The organism is Terriglobales bacterium (genome assembly GCA_035651655.1).
Classification (GTDB): Bacteria; Acidobacteriota; Terriglobia; order Terriglobales; family Acidobacteriaceae; genus DASRFG01.
In genome coordinates this window covers 131,242-152,082 of sequence record DASRFG010000019.1, presented here as the reverse complement: position 1 = coordinate 152,082, position 20,841 = coordinate 131,242, and the positions used below count along the sequence as shown (strand labels likewise).

Sequence of the window (20,841 nt, the reverse complement as noted above, 5' to 3'; positions counted from 1 at the left end):
GCGCTCCGCCCTTGGAGTGGAACATCGGCTTGATGTCGTCGCGCTCCTTGCGGGACAACTCCCCCACCTTCGGCGTGCGAATCGCGATCACCGGCAAATTCGCATTGATCGCCAGTTCCTGCAGGTTCTCCGGCGTGAAGCAATCCCGCACGTCCGCAAACGGAGGCAGTCGAAGATCGGGCTTGTCGATTCCGTACAACCGGATCGCCTCGTCATAATCCATGCGCGGAAACGAAGTCTTGATCTCTTCTCCGGTGGCGCGGAAAGCGGCCTCTAGGAATCCCTCGACCACTTCCCACACTCGCTCCGCTTGCGGATACGACATCTCCAAGTCGATCTGCGTGAACTCCGGCTGGCGATCGGCGCGCAAATCTTCGTCGCGGAAGCAGCGCACAATCTGGAAATACTTGTCGAAGCCGGAGATCATCAGGATCTGCTTAAACAGTTGGGGCGACTGCGGCAAAGCGTAGAACGATCCCGGGTACACCCGACTGGGCACCAGATAATCGCGCGCGCCCTCGGGCGTGGATCGGGTCATAAAAGGAGTTTCTATTTCGAAAAATCCTTTTTCTGACAAATGCTGACGGATTGCCAGCGCCACCTTGTGTCGTAATTCGATGTTTGATTGCATGGCCGGACGTCGCAGGTCGAGGTAGCGATATTTCAATCGCACCTCCTCGTTGGTCGGAACGTTTTCACCCGGCAAAAAGGGCGGCGTCTTCGACTCATTCAGAATGCGCAATTCTTCGGCGACCAGTTCCACTTCACCGGTTGCCAGGTTCTTATTGACTGTGCCCGGATCGCGTTGCTTCACCGTTCCGATCACCGCGACCACGTACTCCGAACGTAAATTGCCCGCCTTTTCGTGCAATGCCGGGTTCAGCTCTTTATTGAAAATTACCTGCGTGCTGCCGGTGCGATCACGCAGATCGATGAAGAGGAGATGTCCAAGGTCACGGCGACGGTTGACCCAGCCCATCAGCACCGCTCGCCGCCCCGCCTCGGACGGGCGTAGCTCGCCGCAGGTGTGGGTGCGCCGCAGATCGCCTAAAAAGTCGAGCAAAAGATCCTTGCCTCAGTTGGGAATCGCCGCTTGCGCGGAATCAGAGATTATAAATGGAGGGGCTGAAAAGCTTTGAGAGCTCACCACCAAGGACACCGGTAAATTAACAATCGATTCTTTTTCAACCACAGAGGGCACGGAGGCTCACAGAGGAGGGATTTTCGAATTTCTTCGTGCTACTTGGTGTCTTTTTTGGTGACGATCTCTCTGTTGGCACTCTTTTTTATCTAAATTGTCCCTCTGCGAGCCTCGGTGTCCTCTGTGGTTAAAAGTCTCTACTGCGCCGCTGTCGCCTGCTGGAACTTCAGCTTCCAGTCCGCACCTTGCTTCACCCAGACTGAGCTCAAGTGCTGATATCGCGGCGCCGGGTCGGCCCCGACATTCATGCGCAGGATCACGTTGTAGGTAACCACCGCGGCGCTGTCGGTGAGAGGCAGCACCTGGGCGTCGTACATGGAAAAATCCTGCAGGTTTACCGCGTTTAAAGCTTCGAGCATCTCGGCGCGGCTGTAAACCTTGGCATCCGGTCCAACCTCCAGAAAATCGTCGGTTACGACGCTCTTGAAGTACTCCGTATCTTTGCGCTTTTGGGCTTCCGGTAGCGATTTTTCTTTTGCGAGCAGCAGATCAGAGAGAGCATGGGCCGTATTGGTCGAGGAGTTCCCAGCTGCGGCTGCAGATTTGCCGAGCAGATAACTTGCTTGAGGGGTGGCCTTCGGCCCCACTCCTAATGCGATGGCTGCTATCAGCAACACGACTCCGAGATAATGGGGTTTCACTGCAACCTCCGAGGCTCCGAGCCGGCCAGCGGCGATAGCGGAGCAAACAATTAAAAACACTATCTCTTAGATTGTATGCTTTGCGCGAGCTCATTGCGCGGCACTGAAATCTGCTCGCCATTTTGCAGATTTTTCAGGGCGAATTGTCCGGTTTTCACTTCGTTTTCGCCGACAATGGCGGCGAAGCGCGCTCCCAGCTTGCGTGCAGTTTCGAGGGACTTTTTGATGCGGAAGGATTCATCCCCCAGCTCAACTATCAGGTCCTGGCTGCGCAACTCGCGGGCCAGCCGCGCTGCTTCCCGATTCATTCCCGTCATCGGCGCAATGTAAACGTCGGGCGGCGTAGATGTTTTTTCGGCTGAGGCCTCGAGCGCCATCACCAGGCGGTCCTCTCCGATGGCAAACCCGATTCCGGGAGCTTTGGGGCCACCCAGCGCCTCGGAGAGCCCGTCATATCGTCCGCCGCCCAGAATCGCATTCTGCGCGCCCAGTGCGCCGTGGGTGAATTCGAAGGCGGTACGGGTGTAGTAGTCCAGACCACGCACCAGACGACTGTTGATCACAAAAGGGACGCCGACAGATTTCAAGATTTCCTGCACCTCTTCGAAGTGGGCCCGGCTGGCGTCATCAAGGTAGTCGCTGATCCGCGGCAGCTTGTCAATGACTGGTTGGTCCTCAGGCACCTTGCAGTCGAAAACGCGCAGCGGATTGGTCACCGCCCGGCGCTGACAGTCGGCGCACATCTTCGCCACCACCGTGTCGAGCGCCTTTTTGAGCGCTTGGAAGTAGCGCGGCCGATCGCTGGCTGAGCCCACCGAGTTCAACTCCAGCGTCCAGTTGCGGATGCCAAGCCGGTCGAGAAGGGTCGCGAGCATCTCCAGAATTTCGGCGTCGCGCAACGGCGACTCACTGCCCGCCGAAGGTGGCCCGATTGCCTCCGCGCCAATTTGATAAAACTGCCGGTAACGCCCTTTCTGGGGACGCTCCCTCCGGAATTGCGGCCCCATGTAATACAGCTTCTGCACCCCCGGCCTCTCCCAGAGTTTGTGCTCGATGTAGGCGCGCACCACCCCGGCTGTGTTTTCCGGACGCAAGGTCAGTGACTGGCCTTTTTCGCTGGCCGCTCGGCTGCGGTCTTCCCAGGTGTACATCTCTTTGGAAACTATGTCCGTCTCTTCACCCACGGAACGAGCGAACAACTGCGTCTCCTCGAAAATAGGCGTGCGGATTTCCTGGAAGTTGTATTGCCGGAAGACCTGGCGCGCCGTACTCTCGACAAAATTCCACAAGGCCGTTTCCGGCGGCAGCAGGTCGCGCGTTCCTCGGACGGCTTTAATCATGAGAGAACCAGCACTAAGAACTTCTTCTTTCCCGCAAATAGTTTTCCCTGTACTCCAAGTAGTTCCTGGCGTAGCGCAGGATCACTTCCTGATCGGCCTCGCCTAACTTCTTGCGGAATTTTCCTGGCACACCCATCCACAGTGAGTAGGGCTCAACCACGGTGCGCTCCGGAATAACGGTTCCAGCCGCGATGATAGACCCGGTGCCGATACGCGCGCCGTTCAAGATCACCGATCCCATGCCGATCAGGCAGCGGTCTTCAATTGTGCAACCGTGCAATGTGACGGAATGCCCGACGGTCACCCACTCTCCAACTGCAACGCTGTACTGCTGTTTCATGCCGTGCAGCACGCTGCAATCTTGAATGTTCGAGTTCGCTCCTACCCGGATGGAGTTCACGTCACCGCGCAACACCGCGTTCATCCATACGCTCGCGTTTTCGCCCAGCACCACGTCGCCGACCAACTGCGCTGAATCGTCCACAAATGCGCTGGCCGGAACCTGCGGGGTCATGCCTTTATAGGACCTGATCATGCGTGAAAGACATTGAACATAACATGAGCGTCGGCGGAGCTTCCACGCGGGGAGAAATCGTCATGGTTTGACCTAAATTAAGCTGGTTTGGGGTGGACAGCGCTTCAACGCTGCAAATCCTCAAGCTTTGATTGCAGGCGGGGCCAATCAAGATTGTAGGAATTCCCCGGCGGGCTAAAGCCCCCTCGAAATGACAATCCTCAAGCTTTGATTGCAGCGCTAAAGCGCTGCTCCACCCTAACGTGGAAGCGCACGGCTTCAGCCGTGCTCTTAGCGGTAAAAACAACGAGGGCTTTAGCCCCTGAGGCTTCAACCAAGTCAGGGGCTGAAGCCCGCATTATTTGTTGAGCTTCTCGTGGGCCTGAAGGCCCACGCTTCCACTGGCTTCGAACCAAGTCAGGGCCTGAAGCCCCGCATTATTTGTTGAGCCTCTCGTGGGCCTGAAGGTCCACCCTTCCACTGGCTTCAACCAAGTCAGGGGCTGAAGCCCCGCATTATTTATTTAAGCTTCTCGTGGGCCTGAAGGCCCACGCTTCTACTGGCTTCAACCAGGTCAGGGGCTCAAGCCCGCATTATTTGTTGAGCTTCTCGTGGGCGTGAAGGCCCACGCTTCCACTGGCTTCAAACAGGGTCAGGGGCCGAAGCCCCGCATTATTTGTTGAGCTTCTCGTGGGCCTGAAGGCCCACGCTTCCACTGGCTTCAACCAAGTCAGGGGCCGAAGCCCCGCATTATTTATTAAGCTTCTCGTGGGCCTGAAGGCCACCCTTCCACGGTTAGAGATCGAGGCGCAAAGCACAAGCGCTTCCCGATCCGGGAAGCTTAATTCGCAGTGCAAATTCAAATCAGCGGCTGAATCACAGCCGCGTCGCGCACCTGATGCTATACCGGCCAAGTCTCCTACCAAACTTCCAGGTGGCTCTCATGATCGAACTCTTTGTTCGGCGTTCATCCGCATGCCTTCTTGTTGCATTCTTCTTGACACTTCCCCTCTCCGCTCACGCCCAGGACGCCTCAACCTGCGCCATTCGCGGCGCGATCTCCGACCAGAGCGGCGCTCGCATCTCCGCTGCTGAGATCGCACTGGTCAACACGGCCACTGGCGTACGCGAGCGCGCCACCAGCAACAGCGAGGGCGGATTTGTCTTTGACTTGCTGCCGCCGGGCGACTACTCGCTTCGGGTTACCGCTCCGGGGATGACGCCGCAATTGCACACCGGACTACACCTTGAAGTTGGTGGAGCGCTACGACTCGACGTGCGGCTGAGTATCGCCGGAGCCAATGAATCGGTTACCGTTTCCGAGGCCCCGGCCATGGTTGAGACCCAGAGCAGCGCGGTTTCATCGGTAATTGATGAGCGCGCTATTTCAGACCTGCCGTTGAATGGCCGACGTTTCACCGACCTTGCCCTGCTCACTCCCGGGGTCACGCAGGATCCACGCGGGCTCACCTCCGCCAGCAATGGCGATCTTGCTTTCGGAGGCGTCCGCGGATTTCAATCCAGTTTTTTGGTGGATGGCGCGGACAACAACAACGCATTCTTCGCGCAAGCTCGCGGCCGCTACCGGGCCCCGTATCAGTTCAGCAATGAAGTAGTGCAGGAGTTCAGGGTCTCGTCCAACTCCTACGGCGCTGAGCTTGGACGCGCAGGAGGTGCGGTCGTAAACGTGGTGACGAAGTCAGGTACCAACCACATCCACGGTGGCGCGTTCTACTTTCTGCGCGATAGCGGGTTTAACGCGCGCCCCCATTTTCTGGACTTCAAGCCGTCCGACCGGCAGCACCAATTCGGCTTTACCTTGGGAGGGCCGGTTCGACGTAACCGCGCATTTTTCTACGCCGGCTTCGATCAGCACATCTTCCATCTGCCTACGGTCGTTCAGTTTGTAAGTGGGGCCAGCACTGTAACGCCGCAAGCAGGAGGTTATCCAATTGTCCCGCCCGACTACGAACCCAACGATCAAAGTCTGGTTTTCGCGGCCGCTAAGGGGCTGAACGCGTTGGCGGGAGAAAAGCGTGCTTCCCTGATCGGCAACACGGGTTTTTTCAAATTCGACCTCGCGCTGGACTCGCGCAACTATCTCTCCGCCCGCTTCAATACCTCACGTTATTACGGCGATAACAACGTGTTTTTCGATCCCGCTAGCCCGATCACTAGCGACGCCATCAGCAATAATGGCGAAGAGGATGTAAAAACCGAGACGGCTACAGTTTCCCTAACCACCGCCCTCACATCTCACGTTACCAGTCATCTCCGCCTTCAATTCTCCCGCGATCTGCAGCAATCCAGCGCAAATTCAAATGACGTCCTTACCCGCATTTACGGGATTATCGACGGCGCCGGGCGATCCACGATCCTGCCCCGCAGCACCAATGAGCGCAGGCTGCACGTTGCCGACACCTTGAGTGTGGCGCACCGGCGACATTCCTTTAAGTTCGGCGGCGACCTGCTGCTTACCAAAATCGACAACTTCTTCCCATCCACCTTTGGTGGCGAATATATTTTCGACAACATCCGCGTCAATCCATTCACCTTCGAGCCCAATGTTTTCGGAACCAAGCTGACGCCATTGCGCGCCTTTGCTCACGCCGTGCCACGCTACTACATTCAGAATTTCGGGCAAGCCGTCTCCCATCCTGACACCAATGAATATGCTGGTTTCGTTCAGGACGCAATCCGAGTTACCAGCCGTTTTGCCTTGAATCTGGGTGTCCGCTACGACTTGCAGACCTTCACCCATGCCGGGCTGATTACCAATCCGCTGTGGCCAGACTCGGGTAAGGTCCCGTTCAATCCCTCGAACATTGGGCCGCGCGCCGGGTTTGCGCTGTCTCTCGGTAGCCGGCGTGCCTTTGTGGTCCGCGGTGGATATGGTCTGTTCTACACCCGCATTCCGCAGATCTATACCTCGAGCGTCGCCATCAATAACGGCGTCACCAATACCAACGTGTTCCTGGATAACAACAAATTCTTTGATCGCCTTCTGTTCCCCAGTTATCCCGCTCCGCTGGGAGACTGTGCTCCCAGCGCCACCTTCTGCGCACCGCCAGCCAGCATTGCCAGCCGTCTGACCAGCGATGTTTCTGCCTTCTCGGCCGATTTTGTAACGCCGCGGGTGCACCAGGCCAGCTTGAGTGTGGAACGCGAGGTGGCAAATCGTCTGGCGATTGGGGCTTCGTATCTGTTCGTCCACGGAGAAAATCTTATTCGCGCGCGCGACGTGAATTTGCCCAAACCGACGTTGGTAAGCTATCCGGTGTTCGATCCCAGCGGCTCGACTTTTCTGGGCACCTACACAGTGGACACTTTCTCCGGATGGCAAATGAGTAGATCGCTCACCTGCCACTTTCCACCCTGCATCAATCCCTTGCTGCGACCCATAGCGCGGCTGGGGGCGATCAACGTTTTTGAGAGCGCCGCCACCAGCGACTACCACGGTGCGACCTTGTCAATCCGCCGCCGAATGACCAGCGGCCTGTACTTTCGTCTGGCGTACACCTTCGCGCATGCCATTGATAACGGGCAGGACGCCCTGGTGACGGGCACTCCGGTAAACGTCCAGAACAGTGCCTCTCCCAACTCCGAGCGCGGCCCTAGCGTCACCGACCAGCGCCAGCGTTTCGTTTTCTCCTGGATTGCCCAGCCTCAGCCTTTCCATCGTGAGCATCTGGTCCTGGGCCAGATTTTTAACGCTTGGAAAATGTCGAGCGTAGTGACGCTGGGTAGCGGCCGGCCATTCGAAGCGCGGATTCACGGCGATGCCAACCAGGACGACAATACTGCCAATGACCGGCTTCCGGGTGTTGGCCGGAATGCCTTTCTCGGCCCGGACTACGCTACCACCGACGTCCGCCTGTCCCGCGAATTCCCGCTGGGCGACCGGGTGCGCCTGGTTGCTCTGATCGAAGGCTTCAATGTTTTAAATCGAGTTAATGCGAGAGTAGTTACTACGGACAACGGCTTCTTGAATTCGGCAGGAGAGTTCGTGCAATTCAGTAGCACTCGCGGAATCAAGCACTTCCCGGCACAATACCGTCGGACGACTAACTTCTTGCACCCGGTCAGCGCTTACGCGCCCCGTCAACTCCAGGGCGCGCTGCGCCTGGTGTTCTGATTGTGACAAACCGTCCGAGGCGAGTTGCTGCTGAATCTCTGCCCCAAAAACCAGGTGAAAACCCCATAAAACCCGCTAAAATTCATTACATATTGCTTGACTTGGTACACGAAGCTTGCAATAACTACATGGGTCCAACGGGACAAGCTTGGGGGTGTTTTTAGTTGGCAGAAGTAAGACTGCAAGAGGGTGAGTCCCTCGAGAATGCATTGCGTCGTTTTAAGCGCAAGGTTCAGCAGGAGGACATAATCAAAGAAGTCAAACGTCACTCCTTCTATCTGAAACCCGGCGAGAAACGTCGCGCCAAGGAAGCCTTGGCTCGCAAACGCAGCCGTAAAAAGGCGCGTAAGGAACAAGAGTAAGAAAGTCAGGCCGCTACTGTCTGGTGGCGGCCTTTTCTTTTTTTACCGCCCAACAATATGTCTCCGGAGAGGCGGGCTTGATCCACCGGCAGTCCCGCATTTGTAATTTTTTAATATTGAAACGCCATGCTCCAGGTGCATGACGGGGGCCGAACCCAGGGGAGGTAAAGGATCTGTGGTGGGCCGCCTGGCTGCCCAGTTCCGGACAAAAGGGGGCGTGTCACGATGGAATACCAGGACCGAATACTGAAATGCGTGGACTGCGGGGCGGAGTTTATCTTTACGGCTGGAGAACAACTCTTCTTTCACGACAAACAGTTCAAGAATGAACCCAAACGCTGCAAGCCTTGCAAGTCAAAGCGGGTGGCCACACTGGGTGTGGGAATGCCGGCTTCGCCAGGCTCGGTGTCGAGCATATCCCGGGTAGAAACACGCACGGTTTGCTCACAATGCGGCAAGGAGACCACTGTCCCCTTCAAGCCGACTCAGGGACGCCCGGTTTTTTGCCGCGAATGCTTCCAGCAGCGTCGCACTTCCGCGGCAACTGCGTAGAGTAGGTCACTAATTTTGCGGAAGCGGATGACCCCAGGCAGCAGTGTCCCCCGATGGTACCTCCTGATCGGGGTAGCGTCGGGCCAATAGAGTTCGCGCGGACTTGCAGGATTGCTAGCTTATTCGCCTGCCCTGTGCCGGTTCGGTTGCAGCCGTGGTTCTAACGCGAGGTTGGGGTTGCTGTTTCTTGTCTTCGTGCTGGATAAGCAGCACTTCAATTTGCCGTAGCAGGTCTTCAGTGCCTACCGGTTTCACCAGCAGTGACTGCGCTCCCCGAGTCTCCCAATCGCTTCCCAGGGTGGGATAAGCGGTCAGGATTGCGGTCGCCGGGTTATATTCCTGCTGTTTCGCCACCCGGATCACATCGTATCCTGCAGTTTCTGTCTCCATCCGCATATCGGTGATTACCATGTGGTACACGCCGCTGCGTAACTTCTTTTCCGCCTCTTGTGCTGAAATCGCGGTCACTACTTCGAACCCGTGAATCTCAAGCACCGCTTTCAGTGTTAGCAGGATGGGAAGTTCATCATCAACCAGCAGGATACGGCGCTTCATAAATTCTCCCGACTATTTGGGTTCGGACGAAACCAGTCTTGTGATGCTAACGGAGCCGTTAAGGTTTCCAGAGTAGCTGCGTCAGCCGCAACGAGGCCTATAATAGCACTGTGTCGAGCTTCTATGTGGAGAACTTCGGCTGCCGCGCCACCCAGGCGGATGGCGCCGCCATTGAGCAGCAACTGCGCGCCCAAGGGCTCGACCGGGCCTTGATTTCCACCCAAGCCGAGGTAGTGGTCCTCAATACCTGTACCGTAACCGCCGCCGCAGATCACGACGCCCGTGCGGCCATCCGGCGCATTCACCGCCAGAACCCCAACTGCCAAATACTGGTAACTGGCTGCTACGCCCAACGTGCCCCGGAGGAAACTGCATCGCTGCCGGGGGTCCGCTGGGTAGTGGGTAATTCGCACAAGCACCAGGTGGCCGAAATTGTTGCTAAGGGTATTGCTGGCAACGGTCTTGCGCGCCCCGGCAGTAGCTTCGTTCCGCTGAGCTCGGTGCGGCCGCAGTCCCCGGCAAGCAGCATCGTGGTGGAGGACATTTTCGCCCATACGGAGTTAATGGCGGCTCCCGTCTTCGATGCTCTATCCGAACGTACCCGGCCCAACCTGAAGGTCCAAGATGGCTGTAATAACCGCTGTTCTTTCTGCGTGATCCCTTCCGTTCGGGGCCGCAGCCGGTCCCTCCGTTTAGAGGATGTGCTTCGCCAGATAAACCAGTTGGTGGAGTCCGGCTATCGCGAGGTGGTCATCTCCGGCATTAACCTGGGACGCTGGGGGCGAGATCTGCTCCCGCAGATGCGCTTTGAAGGCCTGGTGGAGGCCATCCTGCAAGACACCGACCTCCAGAGACTACGGTTAAGTTCCATTGAGCCCATGGATTGGAGCGATGAGCTTATTGCGCTGGTTGCCGGTTCGCCGCGTGTCGCCAAGCACGCTCATGCACCCTTGCAGTCCGGCAGTGATCGCATCCTGCGTGCGATGCACCGCAAGTACCGGCCCTGGCACTATCGCGACCGGGTATTCAAAATTCGAGCGGCTATACCGGATGCTGCCATCGGAGCCGACGTAATGGTCGGCTTCCCTGGCGAAAGCGATGCAGACTTCGAGCAGACACGTAGCTTGATTGAAGAGCTGCCGTTCACCTACCTGCACGTGTTCACCTATTCATCGCGACCGGGTACGCCTTCGGAAAAGATGGGCGCTCAAGTCCCAGCCCCGGTTGCGCACCAGCGCAATCGTGTCCTACGGGAATTGGCGGCCACCAAGAAGTTGGAATTCCAGCGCTCGTTTGTGGGTGGGACTCTGGAAGCCATCACTCTCGGTGTCGTTCGCGGTGAGTACACGGAAGCCCTCACCCATAACTACCTCAAGCTACAACTGAAAGGGCACCACCAGCCTAACCTTTGCATCAACGCACAGATCGCCGGAATTAGCGGCGATTCCCTGCTCGGTGAAATTTCCAGCGTGCTATAATTTTTCATTCTTGCTTGCCCGATAGTGGCCGGAGGATTGTATCGATAAACGTTTTATCCGCACCAATGAGCGCATCCGCGCCCGTGAAATCAGAGTAATTGGCGATGACGGTGGGCAAGTCGGGGTTATGCCACCCTTCGAAGCGCTGAAATTAGCACGACAACAGAACCTGGACCTGGTTGAGATTTCCGCGTCGGCAAATCCGCCCGTCTGTCGCATCATGGATTACGGCAAGTATCTCTATCAGCAGGAAAAAAAGGAGCGCGAGGCCAAGAAGCACCAGAAAGTCATCACCGTAAAGGAAGTCAAGTTCCGCATCAATGTGGACGAGCACGACTATCAGACTAAGAAGAACCATGTGCTGCGCTTCCTGGACGAAGGTGACAAGGTAAAGGCGACAATCTTCTTCCGTGGCCGCGAAATGACGCGCACCGGCCTGGGTCGCGAAATCCTGGAGCGCCTGATCAAGGACGTTGATGAGAAGGGCGTCGTCGAGTTTCGTCCTCGTCAGGAAGGCAATACGCTGCACGCGATCCTGGCGCCCAAAAAGGGCGGCGGCTCAGCATCGTCGCCGCAACCTCGGGCACAAGCGTAGCCCTTTCACCAGAACCAGTTTGCCGTAAACCCAATATCCAATTTAGGATTGTGGACAGGTTGACAATCTATGCCGAAGTTGAAGACTCATAAGGGCGCTGCCAAGCGCTTTAAGAAGACGGGAACAGGAAAGGTGAAGCGCGGCCATTCGCACCTGCGACACATCCTGACCTCGAAGGCGAAGAAACGTAAACGCAAGTTGGGGGCACAGACGCTGGTTGATCCCGCGGATGCCCCAAAAGTAAAACGCATGATCCCGTACTAAAGATCGTGCATCAGGCGTGTGACCAGGCATTCATCCTTGCCTCCAGCCGCCAGTAACGATTGCGGCCTGTGCGCCGCCAAAAAAGGAGCATTACATGCCTCGTGTAAAACGTGGAACCAAACGACGCGCCAAGCGCAAAAAGATTCTTGATCGGGCGAGTGGCTATTTTCTAACCAAATCCAAGCTCTATCGTTCCGCCAAAGAGTCGGTGGAGCGCGGGTTGAAGTTCGCCTATGCCGGTCGCCGTCAGAAAAAACGCCAGTACCGTTCTCTGTGGATCGTTCGCATTGGCGCTGCTGCCAAGCTCAGTGGCATGAACTACAGCCAACTGATTAACGGCCTGAAGAAAAGCGGCGTGGAACTGGACCGCAAGATCCTGGCCGACCTGGCGGTCAACGATCCCGGTGCCTTTAAAAGCCTCGCCGAGCAGGCGAAGGGCGCTCTCGGTGGGGCAGCGTAAACCAGCCTGTAACTTTTAGACTTGGCCTTTAGCGTTCAGCTTTGGCTTTTCCTGGTCACATTCGAGTTCGCTATTGGTTGCGGAAGGGCACGGGTTCAGCCGTGCCGTCCGCAGACTCCTTGGAGCAGGCCATAGCCCCCGAGATAACGTGCCATACACCGTTCACAAGCTGACCGATTACTCTCCCGCGGCGCTGGACAAAGCCGTGGCCGAGTTGATCTCCGCCTTGGAAAAAGAAGCGGCCACAGTGTCCAGCGAAGCCGAAGTGAAAGCGTTCCGCGATCGCTGGCTGGCGCGCAAAAACGGAATCCTCACCCAGGTCAACGATCTTTGGCTGAAGCCGGCGCCAGCAGACGCCAAGCGCGAGATTGGCCGCCGGGTGAACGAGCTCAGAGCCAAAGTCGAAGAGGTGGTCAATGCAGTCCAGCAAAAAACGGCCCAAGGGGCAGGTTCTCGCGCTGCTTCTGAAGCTCTCGACATCACACTTCCCGGCATTCACCGGCCCCTCGGCGCAAAGCACCCCATACTGCGAGCCATGGATGACATCGTAGGCGTATTCAAAGCTATGGGCTACTCTGTAGAAGAAGGTCCAGAAGTAGAGACCGACTACTACAACTTCGAGGCGCTGAATTTTCCGCCTGACCATCCGGCGCGCGATTCGCAAGACACCATCTTCATCGCCAACCAGCAATCGAAGCCTCCGCGCGATCGCCTGCTACTGCGAACGCACACTTCGCCAGTGCAGATTCGCAGCATGCAGAAGTATCCGCCGCCCATTCGCATCATCTGCCCGGGAAAAGTCCATCGCCATGACACGCCCGACGCCAGTCATTCGCCGTTGTTTCATCAGATCGAGGGTCTGGCCGTAGATACCAACATCACCTTCAGCGACCTGAAAGGCACGCTTGACCACGCCATGAAGGCGCTATTTGGCTCCAGCGTGAAGACGCGGTTTTATCCCTCGTTCTTCCCTTTTACTGAACCCAGCGCTGATGTGCAGATCAGTTGTCCGTTTTGCGGCGGAAAAGGATGCCGCACCTGCAAGCAGAGTGGCTGGATCGAGCTGCTGGGTTGCGGCATGGTGCACCCTAACGTCTTCGAATTCGTTAAAAATAATGGCTACGATCCGCAGAAGATTAGCGGCTTTGCCTTTGGCATGGGCATTGACCGCATTGCCATGCTGAAGTACGGAATTGATGACATCCAACTGCTGTTCCAGGGAGATGTTCGTTTTCTGGAACAGTTTGCGTAAATGAAGATCTCTCCTCATTGGCTGCGCGAGTTCGTCAACCCGAAGGTTGACGACCGCCAACTTGCCAACGACCTTACCCTCGCCGGGGTGGCCGTGGAATCCATCGCCGAAGACGGCATTTTCGAGATGGAGATCACCACCAACCGGCCAGACTGCATGAACCATCACGGGGTGGCGCGTGAGGCCTCGGCCATCTACGATTTACCGCTCAAGCCCGTCGAGACGCGACTCCCCAAACCGATCGGCAAAGCGTCGTTTCCTGTCGAGATAGAAGACACCCAGGGCTGCGCGCGTTACACCGCTCGCATCCTGCGCAACCTGAAAATCGGGCCATCGCCAAAGCGAATCTCCGAGCGACTCACCACCCTCGGCCAGCGCAGCATTAATAGCGCGGCCGATGCTACCAATTACGCGCTTTGGGAGATGGGCCATCCCACGCATGCTTTTGATCTCGACCTGCTGCAAGGAAAGATCATCGTCCGCCGTGGCCGTTCGGGCGAGACCCTGAAAACCCTGGACGGCGTGGACCGCAAGCTTTCTCCCGAAGACCTGGTGATCGCCGACGCGAAACGCCCGGTGGCGCTGGCCGGCGTCATGGGCGGATTCGACACCATGATCAGCGAGCGGACAAAAAACGTGCTCATCGAGGCCGCCTGGTTCGACCCGGTCAGTGTTCGCCGGAGTTCGCGGCGTCATGGATTGCACACCGATGCCTCGCATCGCTTCGAGCGAGGCGCCGATTTCGCTGCGACATCCGTGGCGTGTGCGCGGGTAGCCGGGCTGATTATTGATTCTGCAGGAGGGGAGCTCGGAGGCGAAGAAATCGATGTCATCGCCCGCCGGATCGAGCCGCCAATGGTCGCGCTCAGCCACGGCGAGATACGCCGCATTTTAGGTCGCGACTTCAGTGATGACGAGGTCACCCGCATTCTCCGCCGCCTCGGCTTTGCCGTAACTCCAGGCCGGGCGCGTGCAGCCACCGTCAGCTCCGCTCCACCTCACGGCACCGGCGGGCTTCATGCCGCTATTGCTGAGCAGGTATTCGATTTCACTGTCCACGTTCCCAGTTGGCGGCTCGACGTGCGGCAAGAAGTTGACCTGCTCGAAGAGCTCGCCCGCATCTACGGCTTCGACCGCTTCCCCAATACCTTGCCGGCTTTTGTCGGGTCGGTAAAAGAAGCCCCCCATGCCGCCCAAGACGACCGTATGCGCGCTCTCTTGCTGGCCTTGGGCTACAACGAAGCCATCTCGCTGACATTTATCGGAAGAGAAGACGCACAGAAGTTTTCGCCGGCACCCGCGGTCGAACTGGAAAACCCCATCAACGAGGAGGCGCCGCTTTTACGCAACTCGCTGCTTCCTGGAATGCTGGATATGCTTGCCTGGAACCTGAATCACGGCAACAGCAATGTCCGCCTGTTCGAGGCCGGCAATATCTTTGAGCAAGCCGGAGCTCCAGTCCGTGAGCGCCGGCAGATATCTCTGAGTGCCGTCGGTAATGCGGAAGAGCCGATTCCGCACCTACCCCCGAGGCCTTACTCGTTTTTTGATTTGAAAGGCGATGTTGAGACCTTGCTCGCCCGCTTCGAGTACAAGGCGCTTCGTTACGATGCCAATGCGGCCGACTACTATCATCCAGGACGTTCAGCCCGGGCGGTGATGGATGGCGCCATCGTGGCCCGCTTCGGCCAGCTGCATCCCGAAATTGCTGCCAACAAAAAGTTGCGGCTGCCTGCGGGAACTGAAGGCGTTTACATTGCCGAACTCTACCTGGATCGCCTCTACGAGCACGCGCTACGCCAGCCGCAATACCAGCCGCTGCCTCGCTTCCCTGCGGTGGAACGCGACTTCTCTTTCGTGCTCGATGACGCGGTCACATTCGAGAGAGTGCGTGCCTCAGTGGACACACTGAACATTCCCGAACTGCGCAGCTTCGTGCCCATCGAAATCTTCCGTGGCGGCGCGATTCCCGCAGGCAGGTATTCGCTGCTGCTTCGCGCCACTTTCCAATCCAGCGAGCGCACCTTGCGCGAGGACGAAATCTCGCGCTGGTCGGCGCAGATTGTGGCCGCCCTGCAGTCCCTGGGCGGGACTTTGCGCGCACAATAGGCGCAATCCCTGATTGCATCCACAGCAATCTGGGGTATACTGCCCGCAAAGTACCAAAATTCTCCCTCAAGGTTGGGCTGCTCTCATGTCTGTGAAGGCGGTGCGCGAGTTATCTGCTGAGATACCTAGCGACGATTTTAGTGCTCTCGAAGAGAAGGTCTATCGCACTATTGACTTGTACAAAGCCTCGCGCGAAGCCCGGGGCGTCGCCGAGCGCGATCTTCAACGGCTGCGGCAACAGTTGGAGGCGCGCGAGGACGAGTTTGAGCAATTGCGCCGCGACGTAGTGGCCCTGAAACGCGAGCGCGAGGAAATTCGCGGGCGCGTGGAGAACATGCTTCGCCAGATTGAGAGCTTGACCGAAGAAGCCGTCGGCGACTAGTTTCCCGGGTCACCGAAGGAGAGGAGTGGACCATGCAACACGCCGTCAAAGAACAACCGGCAGCTCCCGCCACCAACAGTGTGCGGGTGGAGATTTTTGACCAGGCATATAACTTGCGCGGCTCCGATCCCGACTACATTTCTCGGCTCGCCGAATACGTGGATGGCAAGATGCGCGCCGTCGCCGAGCAAACTTCTACGGTTGATTCTCTGCGTCTGGCCGTGCTCGCAGCCCTCAACATTGCCGACGAGTACCACATTCTGAAACGCAAGTTCGAAAGCACTGGCGGGGACTACGTGCAGCGCGCGCAACATCTTTCCAGCGCGTTAGACGAAGTGCTGCAGGAAAAATTCCGCGAGCGCACCGCCTGAGCGAGCCGCCTCAGCGGGTAAAGCCGCTCTGATTTTGATCTCCTTCATGTCGGGCGAACCGCCTGCTTCACCCTCTTCTGAAGCCCTGCTCTACCCTTTTTCCATCAACATCTGGCCCCGCTGGACCGTGTCCATCCGGGCACGTTAATTACCAACTATTTGCCTGCCTCCACTTGCGTTCTGCGCGGCAATTCCCCTAGCATGAACTTCGTAAGCCGGCCTACAAGGTTGGTGCTGGTGGTCACCGTTTTTTGAACCAACAGCCGATGAAAGGGAGCCTGGCTCGCTTTACGATCCTGTGTGCGACGTTCCGCCATGCGGAAATGCCTAATGGGTCGCGGCGGGTTCCCACCGTCAACCGACGGGTTCATTCTCGGCCCACCACACGGCCCCAGTGGGTCGGCTTCACTTCTTTAGCTCCTATTCCTGCGCGTCCCCGCACAGCCCAGAGCATCTATAATTAAGAGCAGTGTTCCCCAGAATCTTCAGCATCGGAAATTTCAGTCTTCCCACCTACGGGCTCCTGGTGGCCTTGGGGGTACTCGTAGGATTGTGGATGAGCGTGCACATCGCCCGCCGCCAGGGCATGGATCCAGAGAAGATCTGGAATCTCGGCATCCTCGTAGTGCTCTGCGGAATTGTTGGGGCCAAGGTATTGCTGATCATCAACGATTGGAGCTACTACACGGCCAATCCACGGGCAATCTTCAGCCTGAGCACGCTTCAGGCCGGGGGAGTTTTTTCTGGCGGATTTTTGGCGGCGCTGATGGCCGCTGCTTGGTACATCCGCCGGAACCACCTGCCGGCGCTCGCCACCTGTGACACCTTCGCGCCCGGCCTGGCACTGGGACATTCCATTGGCCGTCTAGGTTGCTTTGCCGCGGGCTGTTGCTGGGGCAAGCACACCGACGCCCCATGGGGTGTGACCTTTACCAATCCTCTCTCCCATGCTTTGGTGGGAACGCCGTTGGGAGTTCCGCTGGAACCGACGCAACTGTTTGAATCAGCCGTCGAGTTGGTGAACTTTTTTATTCTTTACTGGCTGATTCGTCACAAGAGGTTCGACGGACAGATCATTGGCGCCTACATGTTCCTCTACGGATTCGCGCGTTACTTTCTGGAATTTCTGCGCGATGATCCCGGGCGCGGATCGGTATTCGGCGGCGCGATGACCGGCACCCAGTTGATTTCGATCTTACTGGTCATCGCCGGAGGGGCACTGTGGCTGCGTCGTCGCTCAGCGCCACAAACGGTTGTGGCCGGCGCCGCTCGCTGAATGCCGCACCAATACCGCTCCACCCACGAAGATGCCGGCAGGCGACTCGACCAATTCCTGGTAACCCACCTTCCTGAGGTCAGTCGGGTTCGCGTACAACAGCTCATCGAGCAGCAGAAAGTCCTGGTCAACGGCCAACAAGCCAAGCCCTCGTTCCGCCTTCGCGGCGGCGAACAGATCCAGGTGCTGGGACCGGTTGAACTGCCGAAGTTGCGCGCCATCGCAGAGGAAATTCCCCTCGATATCGTCTATGAGGACGATGACATTGCTGTTATCCATAAGCCGGCCGGGATGATGGTCCACGCCGGAGCCGGCGCCACAGAGAGCGTGCGCAATCGCGGGACCCTGGTCAACGCGCTGTTGCATCATTTCTCAACTCTGTCGCGCCTAGGCGGCGAACTGCGTCCCGGTATTGTTCATCGCCTCGATAAGGAAACCAGCGGCTTGATGGTGGTGGCAAAGAACGACGTAGCGCATCGCCGTTTGGCAGAACAGTTTGCCGACCGGAAGGTGAAGAAACAATACATCGCGCTGGTACACGGGTGGATAAGAGAAGACGGCGGCACCGTAAACACCGCCATTCGTCGTGATCAGATTCGCCGAGCGCGCATGACTACGCGGCGTAGTGGCGGCCGCGCAGCGATAACTCATTACCGGGCGCGCGAGCGGTTCACCACACGCTACGGCAAGTTCAGCCTGCTGGAACTTAATATTGATACCGGAAGAACCCACCAGATCCGCGTGCACCTGGCTTCACTTGGCCATCCCGTGGTGGGCGATACGCTTTATGGCGCTCCGCGGCAGCTTGCCGCCGAGTCTGGACGCCGCCGCACACCTAGCGAAGCCGCCGACCGCATTGCCACACTGCCTCGGAACTTCCTGCACGCTGCGGCGCTGGAATTTCTTCATCCCCGGAGTGGCGCACAGCAAGCCTTTTCCCGGCCCCTGCCCGAAGAGCTCGAAAGTTTTCTCTCAGTCTTAAGGAAATCTGCTCGCTGATTTTGTTTGGCAACGAATTGTATAATTGAGGTTCTCATGAAAATCAGTTGGGCCATCCTCTTCAGTTTCGGGACGGCAACTCTGCTGCTACCCGCGGTTGCCCAAAGTGCCCAGACCGACCTGCCCTCGGCGCCGTCTTCGGTTATGGTCGAGAAGCAGCAGCGCGCGAAACCCGCGCCAGCTCAGCCCGCCACCGACTCGAATCGCAACTCCCGGGTTCCAGCGGATTCGCCAGCCGCCCAAACGACATCCGGGGCGGATGACACTCCTTCTCCCGAGGAAAACCCGGCGGCAATCATTCGCAAGCAAGTGAACGAAGTCAACGTGATTTTTACGGTGACTGACAAGCACAACCGTTTCGTGAGAAATCTCTCCCAGCAAGATTTCAAGGTACTGGACGACAAGAAGCTCCAACCTTCGATTACGACCTTCCGCGCCGAAACCGATCTGCCCTTGCGCACCGGCCTGCTGGTGGACGCCAGCAACTCGGTCCGCGATCGTTTCAAGTTCGAGCAGCAATCGGCTATCGAGTTCCTTAACCAGATCATTCGCCCGCGTTTTGACAAGGCATTTGTTATTGGCTTTGATACCACGGCGGAAGTGACACAAGATTTCACCGACAATAGTGAGGCCCTCTCGCGCGGGGTACGCATGCTGCGTCCAGGTGGAGGGACGGCGCTGTACGACGCACTCTATTATGCGTGCCGCGACAAGCTGGCCAAGGCGGCCTCGGAAAGAGGAACTGTGCGCCGCGCCATCATCCTGCTGAGTGATGGCGAGGACAATCAGAGCCGGGTGACCCGCGAGGAAGCCATTGAAATGGCGCAGCGCGCCGAAGTAATTATTTACGCGATCAGCACCAATGTGAGCGGGGTGAAGCAGCGCGGCGACCGCGTGCTGGAGCGGATTACGGAGGCAACCGGCGGCCGTGCCTTCTTTCCATTCCGGGTGCAGGAACTATCCAATGCCTTTACCGAGATTCAGGACGAGTTGCGTAGCCAGTACGCCCTCGCGTATCGCCCGCTGGATTTTCAACGCGACGGGCGCTATCACTCAATTGACATCCTCGCCCAGAAACACAAAGACTTGCACGTTCGCGCCCGGCGCGGATATTTCGCCCCCGCGCAGTGAGCCGCGTTGGTTGTGAATCCAGTCTTTCAATTCCACATTACCCGATTAGAAAATCCCCCGATCGCAGATTCTATTCGGCTGCAAGCGCGTAGTACCCCGTCCGGCACTGCACTTTGTAGCCCTGCTTCTCCTTGATTTCCACTTTGCGGAAGCTTCCGTCGCGTTTACCGTTGGTCGGAGTGTATCCCAGGCTGTACTGGCTGCGGAGCTCGCTGGCAATTTGATCGAATGCCTGTTTTAACTTGTCCATCTTGTTTCCAACTTCGATGACTCGCCCGCCCGTCTCCTCCGCGAGTTTTTTCATTTCTCGGTCACCGGAGTAGCCTAGCCCGCCATAGAAGCCGCGGTCTGCGATCATCAGCACGTAAACGATACTGTCAGCCTTCTGAGCTGCCTCCACCGCGTCGCGAATGCGCAACTGGCTCCCCTGGTCCTCACCGTCGGTAAGGATGATCATCGCCTTACGTCCTACTTCGCTGCTCAGCTTGTCATGCGCCGCCAGGTAAACGGCATCGTAAAGAAGAGTGCCTCGCGGGTTGCTTTGCGGGATGGGACCGCCGCCCAAGCCCGGAATGCCTCCGCCCCCGCCGGCGTTGACTCTGGAACGATCCATTGCGGCACGCAGCTCGTGGGACGAGTTCGTGAAGTCCTGCAGCAGGTCAACGTTCACGTCAAAACTGATCACGAACGCAAGGTCCTTTGGGCGGAGCACCTGGTTGAGGAAGGCGCCACCCACTTCCTTTTCCATCGGTAATACCCGTTCCTGGCTGACGCTGGTATCAATCAGCATTCCTAGAGTGAGCGGCAGATCGGTTTCAGACTTGAAATACTTGATGGTTTGCGGCTTGCCGTCTTCGTTCAGCAGAAAATTGTCTTTGGTCAGGTTGGGGACCAGGGCGCCGCGTTTGTCTTTCACATTGAAAAACAGGTTCACGACGTCTACGTTTACCTTGAGCGTGGAGACCGCCCGGTCCGGCCCCTCTTGCGATTGCTGGTCTTGCGATTGCTGGCTTTGCGATTGCTGGTCTTGCGGAGGCTGTTGTGCGCGCGAGGTGGAGACGAGCAGCAAAATCCCGGCCAAGACCCCGAATACGTATACTGCGAATTTCTGCGGCTGATTCTGACGGCGATACATCAAAGAATTCTCCAAGAATACAGTCTTGTGCCAGACGCTTGCGGGAGAGTGTCCCCCGAACCCGCTGTCAGCTATGATTACGGTAGCTT

At 57.5% G+C, this 20,841-nt stretch carries 20 protein-coding genes; 14 read left to right on the top strand and 6 right to left on the bottom strand.

What is annotated here, in order from left to right:
* The 4 genes from aspS to VFA76_08075 all read right to left on the bottom strand — a co-directional run.
* On the bottom strand, positions 1-1,063 hold a 1,063-nt coding region (gene aspS / locus VFA76_08090; protein ID HZR31798.1), incomplete at its 3' end, for an aspartate--tRNA ligase.
* 275 nt (positions 1,064-1,338) lie between these two features.
* Positions 1,339-1,842: a nuclear transport factor 2 family protein gene (locus tag VFA76_08085; protein ID HZR31797.1), complete on the bottom strand. Its 504-nt coding sequence runs from the start codon at positions 1,840-1,842 to the stop codon at positions 1,339-1,341.
* Positions 1,843-1,901: 59 nt separating this feature from the next.
* On the bottom strand, positions 1,902-3,182 hold the full coding sequence (hisS, locus tag VFA76_08080) for a histidine--tRNA ligase (protein HZR31796.1): 1,281 nt from the start codon (positions 3,180-3,182) through the stop codon (positions 1,902-1,904).
* 13 nt (positions 3,183-3,195) lie between these two features.
* Positions 3,196-3,717, bottom strand: a complete 522-nt coding sequence (locus tag VFA76_08075; protein ID HZR31795.1) for a gamma carbonic anhydrase family protein — start codon at positions 3,715-3,717, stop codon at positions 3,196-3,198.
* A gap of 922 nt (positions 3,718-4,639) precedes the next feature.
* Between VFA76_08075 and VFA76_08070 the strand changes: the two genes are divergently transcribed.
* The 3 genes from VFA76_08070 to VFA76_08060 all read left to right on the top strand — a co-directional run bounded on the left by VFA76_08070 (position 4,640) and on the right by VFA76_08060 (position 8,745).
* A complete protein-coding gene (locus VFA76_08070; GenBank protein HZR31794.1) occupies positions 4,640-7,831 on the top strand; it encodes a carboxypeptidase regulatory-like domain-containing protein in 3,192 nt (1,063 codons plus the stop codon).
* 164 nt (positions 7,832-7,995) lie between these two features.
* Entirely contained in the window at positions 7,996-8,193 is a 198-nt protein-coding gene (gene rpsU, locus VFA76_08065) for a 30S ribosomal protein S21 (protein ID HZR31793.1), read from the top strand.
* Positions 8,194-8,418: 225 nt separating this feature from the next.
* Positions 8,419-8,745 (top strand): zinc-ribbon domain containing protein, encoded by a 327-nt coding sequence (locus VFA76_08060; GenBank protein ID HZR31792.1) that lies wholly within the window; start codon positions 8,419-8,421, stop codon positions 8,743-8,745.
* 114 nt (positions 8,746-8,859) lie between these two features.
* Here VFA76_08060 and VFA76_08055 read toward each other — a convergent pair whose 3' ends face one another.
* Positions 8,860-9,300 (bottom strand): response regulator, encoded by a 441-nt coding sequence (locus VFA76_08055; protein ID HZR31791.1) that lies wholly within the window; start codon positions 9,298-9,300, stop codon positions 8,860-8,862.
* A gap of 110 nt (positions 9,301-9,410) precedes the next feature.
* Here VFA76_08055 and mtaB point away from each other — a divergent pair, with 110 nt between their 5' ends.
* From mtaB to VFA76_08000, 11 genes are all read left to right on the top strand, one after another.
* Complete coding sequence (gene mtaB, locus VFA76_08050) at positions 9,411-10,778, top strand: tRNA (N(6)-L-threonylcarbamoyladenosine(37)-C(2))-methylthiotransferase MtaB (GenBank protein HZR31790.1); 1,368 nt, start codon at positions 9,411-9,413, stop codon at positions 10,776-10,778.
* Between the two features lie 40 nt (positions 10,779-10,818).
* Entirely contained in the window at positions 10,819-11,373 is a 555-nt protein-coding gene (gene infC, locus VFA76_08045) for a translation initiation factor IF-3 (protein HZR31789.1), read from the top strand.
* A 69-nt stretch (positions 11,374-11,442) separates the two neighbouring features.
* A complete protein-coding gene (gene rpmI / locus VFA76_08040) occupies positions 11,443-11,637 on the top strand; it encodes a 50S ribosomal protein L35 (GenBank protein HZR31788.1) in 195 nt (64 codons plus the stop codon).
* Between the two features lie 94 nt (positions 11,638-11,731).
* Complete coding sequence (rplT, locus tag VFA76_08035) at positions 11,732-12,097, top strand: 50S ribosomal protein L20 (protein ID HZR31787.1); 366 nt, start codon at positions 11,732-11,734, stop codon at positions 12,095-12,097.
* Between the two features lie 148 nt (positions 12,098-12,245).
* Positions 12,246-13,349, top strand: coding sequence for a phenylalanine--tRNA ligase subunit alpha (pheS, locus tag VFA76_08030; GenBank protein HZR31786.1), 1,104 nt, complete (start codon positions 12,246-12,248; stop codon positions 13,347-13,349).
* The gene (locus VFA76_08025) at positions 13,350-15,458 is read left to right on the top strand and encodes a phenylalanine--tRNA ligase subunit beta (GenBank protein HZR31785.1); all 2,109 of its coding nucleotides are present in this window, start codon (positions 13,350-13,352) and stop codon (positions 15,456-15,458) included. It abuts the gene before it with no gap.
* Between the two features lie 85 nt (positions 15,459-15,543).
* On the top strand, positions 15,544-15,840 hold the full coding sequence (locus VFA76_08020; GenBank protein ID HZR31784.1) for a hypothetical protein: 297 nt from the start codon (positions 15,544-15,546) through the stop codon (positions 15,838-15,840).
* A 32-nt stretch (positions 15,841-15,872) separates the two neighbouring features.
* On the top strand, positions 15,873-16,211 hold the full coding sequence (locus VFA76_08015) for a cell division protein ZapA (protein ID HZR31783.1): 339 nt from the start codon (positions 15,873-15,875) through the stop codon (positions 16,209-16,211).
* A gap of 469 nt (positions 16,212-16,680) precedes the next feature.
* A complete protein-coding gene (gene lgt / locus VFA76_08010) occupies positions 16,681-17,487 on the top strand; it encodes a prolipoprotein diacylglyceryl transferase (GenBank protein HZR31782.1) in 807 nt (268 codons plus the stop codon).
* Complete coding sequence (locus VFA76_08005) at positions 17,488-18,486, top strand: RluA family pseudouridine synthase (protein HZR31781.1); 999 nt, start codon at positions 17,488-17,490, stop codon at positions 18,484-18,486.
* 36 nt (positions 18,487-18,522) lie between these two features.
* A complete protein-coding gene (locus VFA76_08000) occupies positions 18,523-19,617 on the top strand; it encodes a VWA domain-containing protein (protein HZR31780.1) in 1,095 nt (364 codons plus the stop codon).
* Positions 19,618-19,687: 70 nt separating this feature from the next.
* Here VFA76_08000 and VFA76_07995 read toward each other — a convergent pair whose 3' ends face one another.
* Positions 19,688-20,752 (bottom strand): VWA domain-containing protein, encoded by a 1,065-nt coding sequence (locus VFA76_07995; GenBank protein HZR31779.1) that lies wholly within the window; start codon positions 20,750-20,752, stop codon positions 19,688-19,690.
* Between the last annotated feature and the right edge of the window lie 89 nt (positions 20,753-20,841).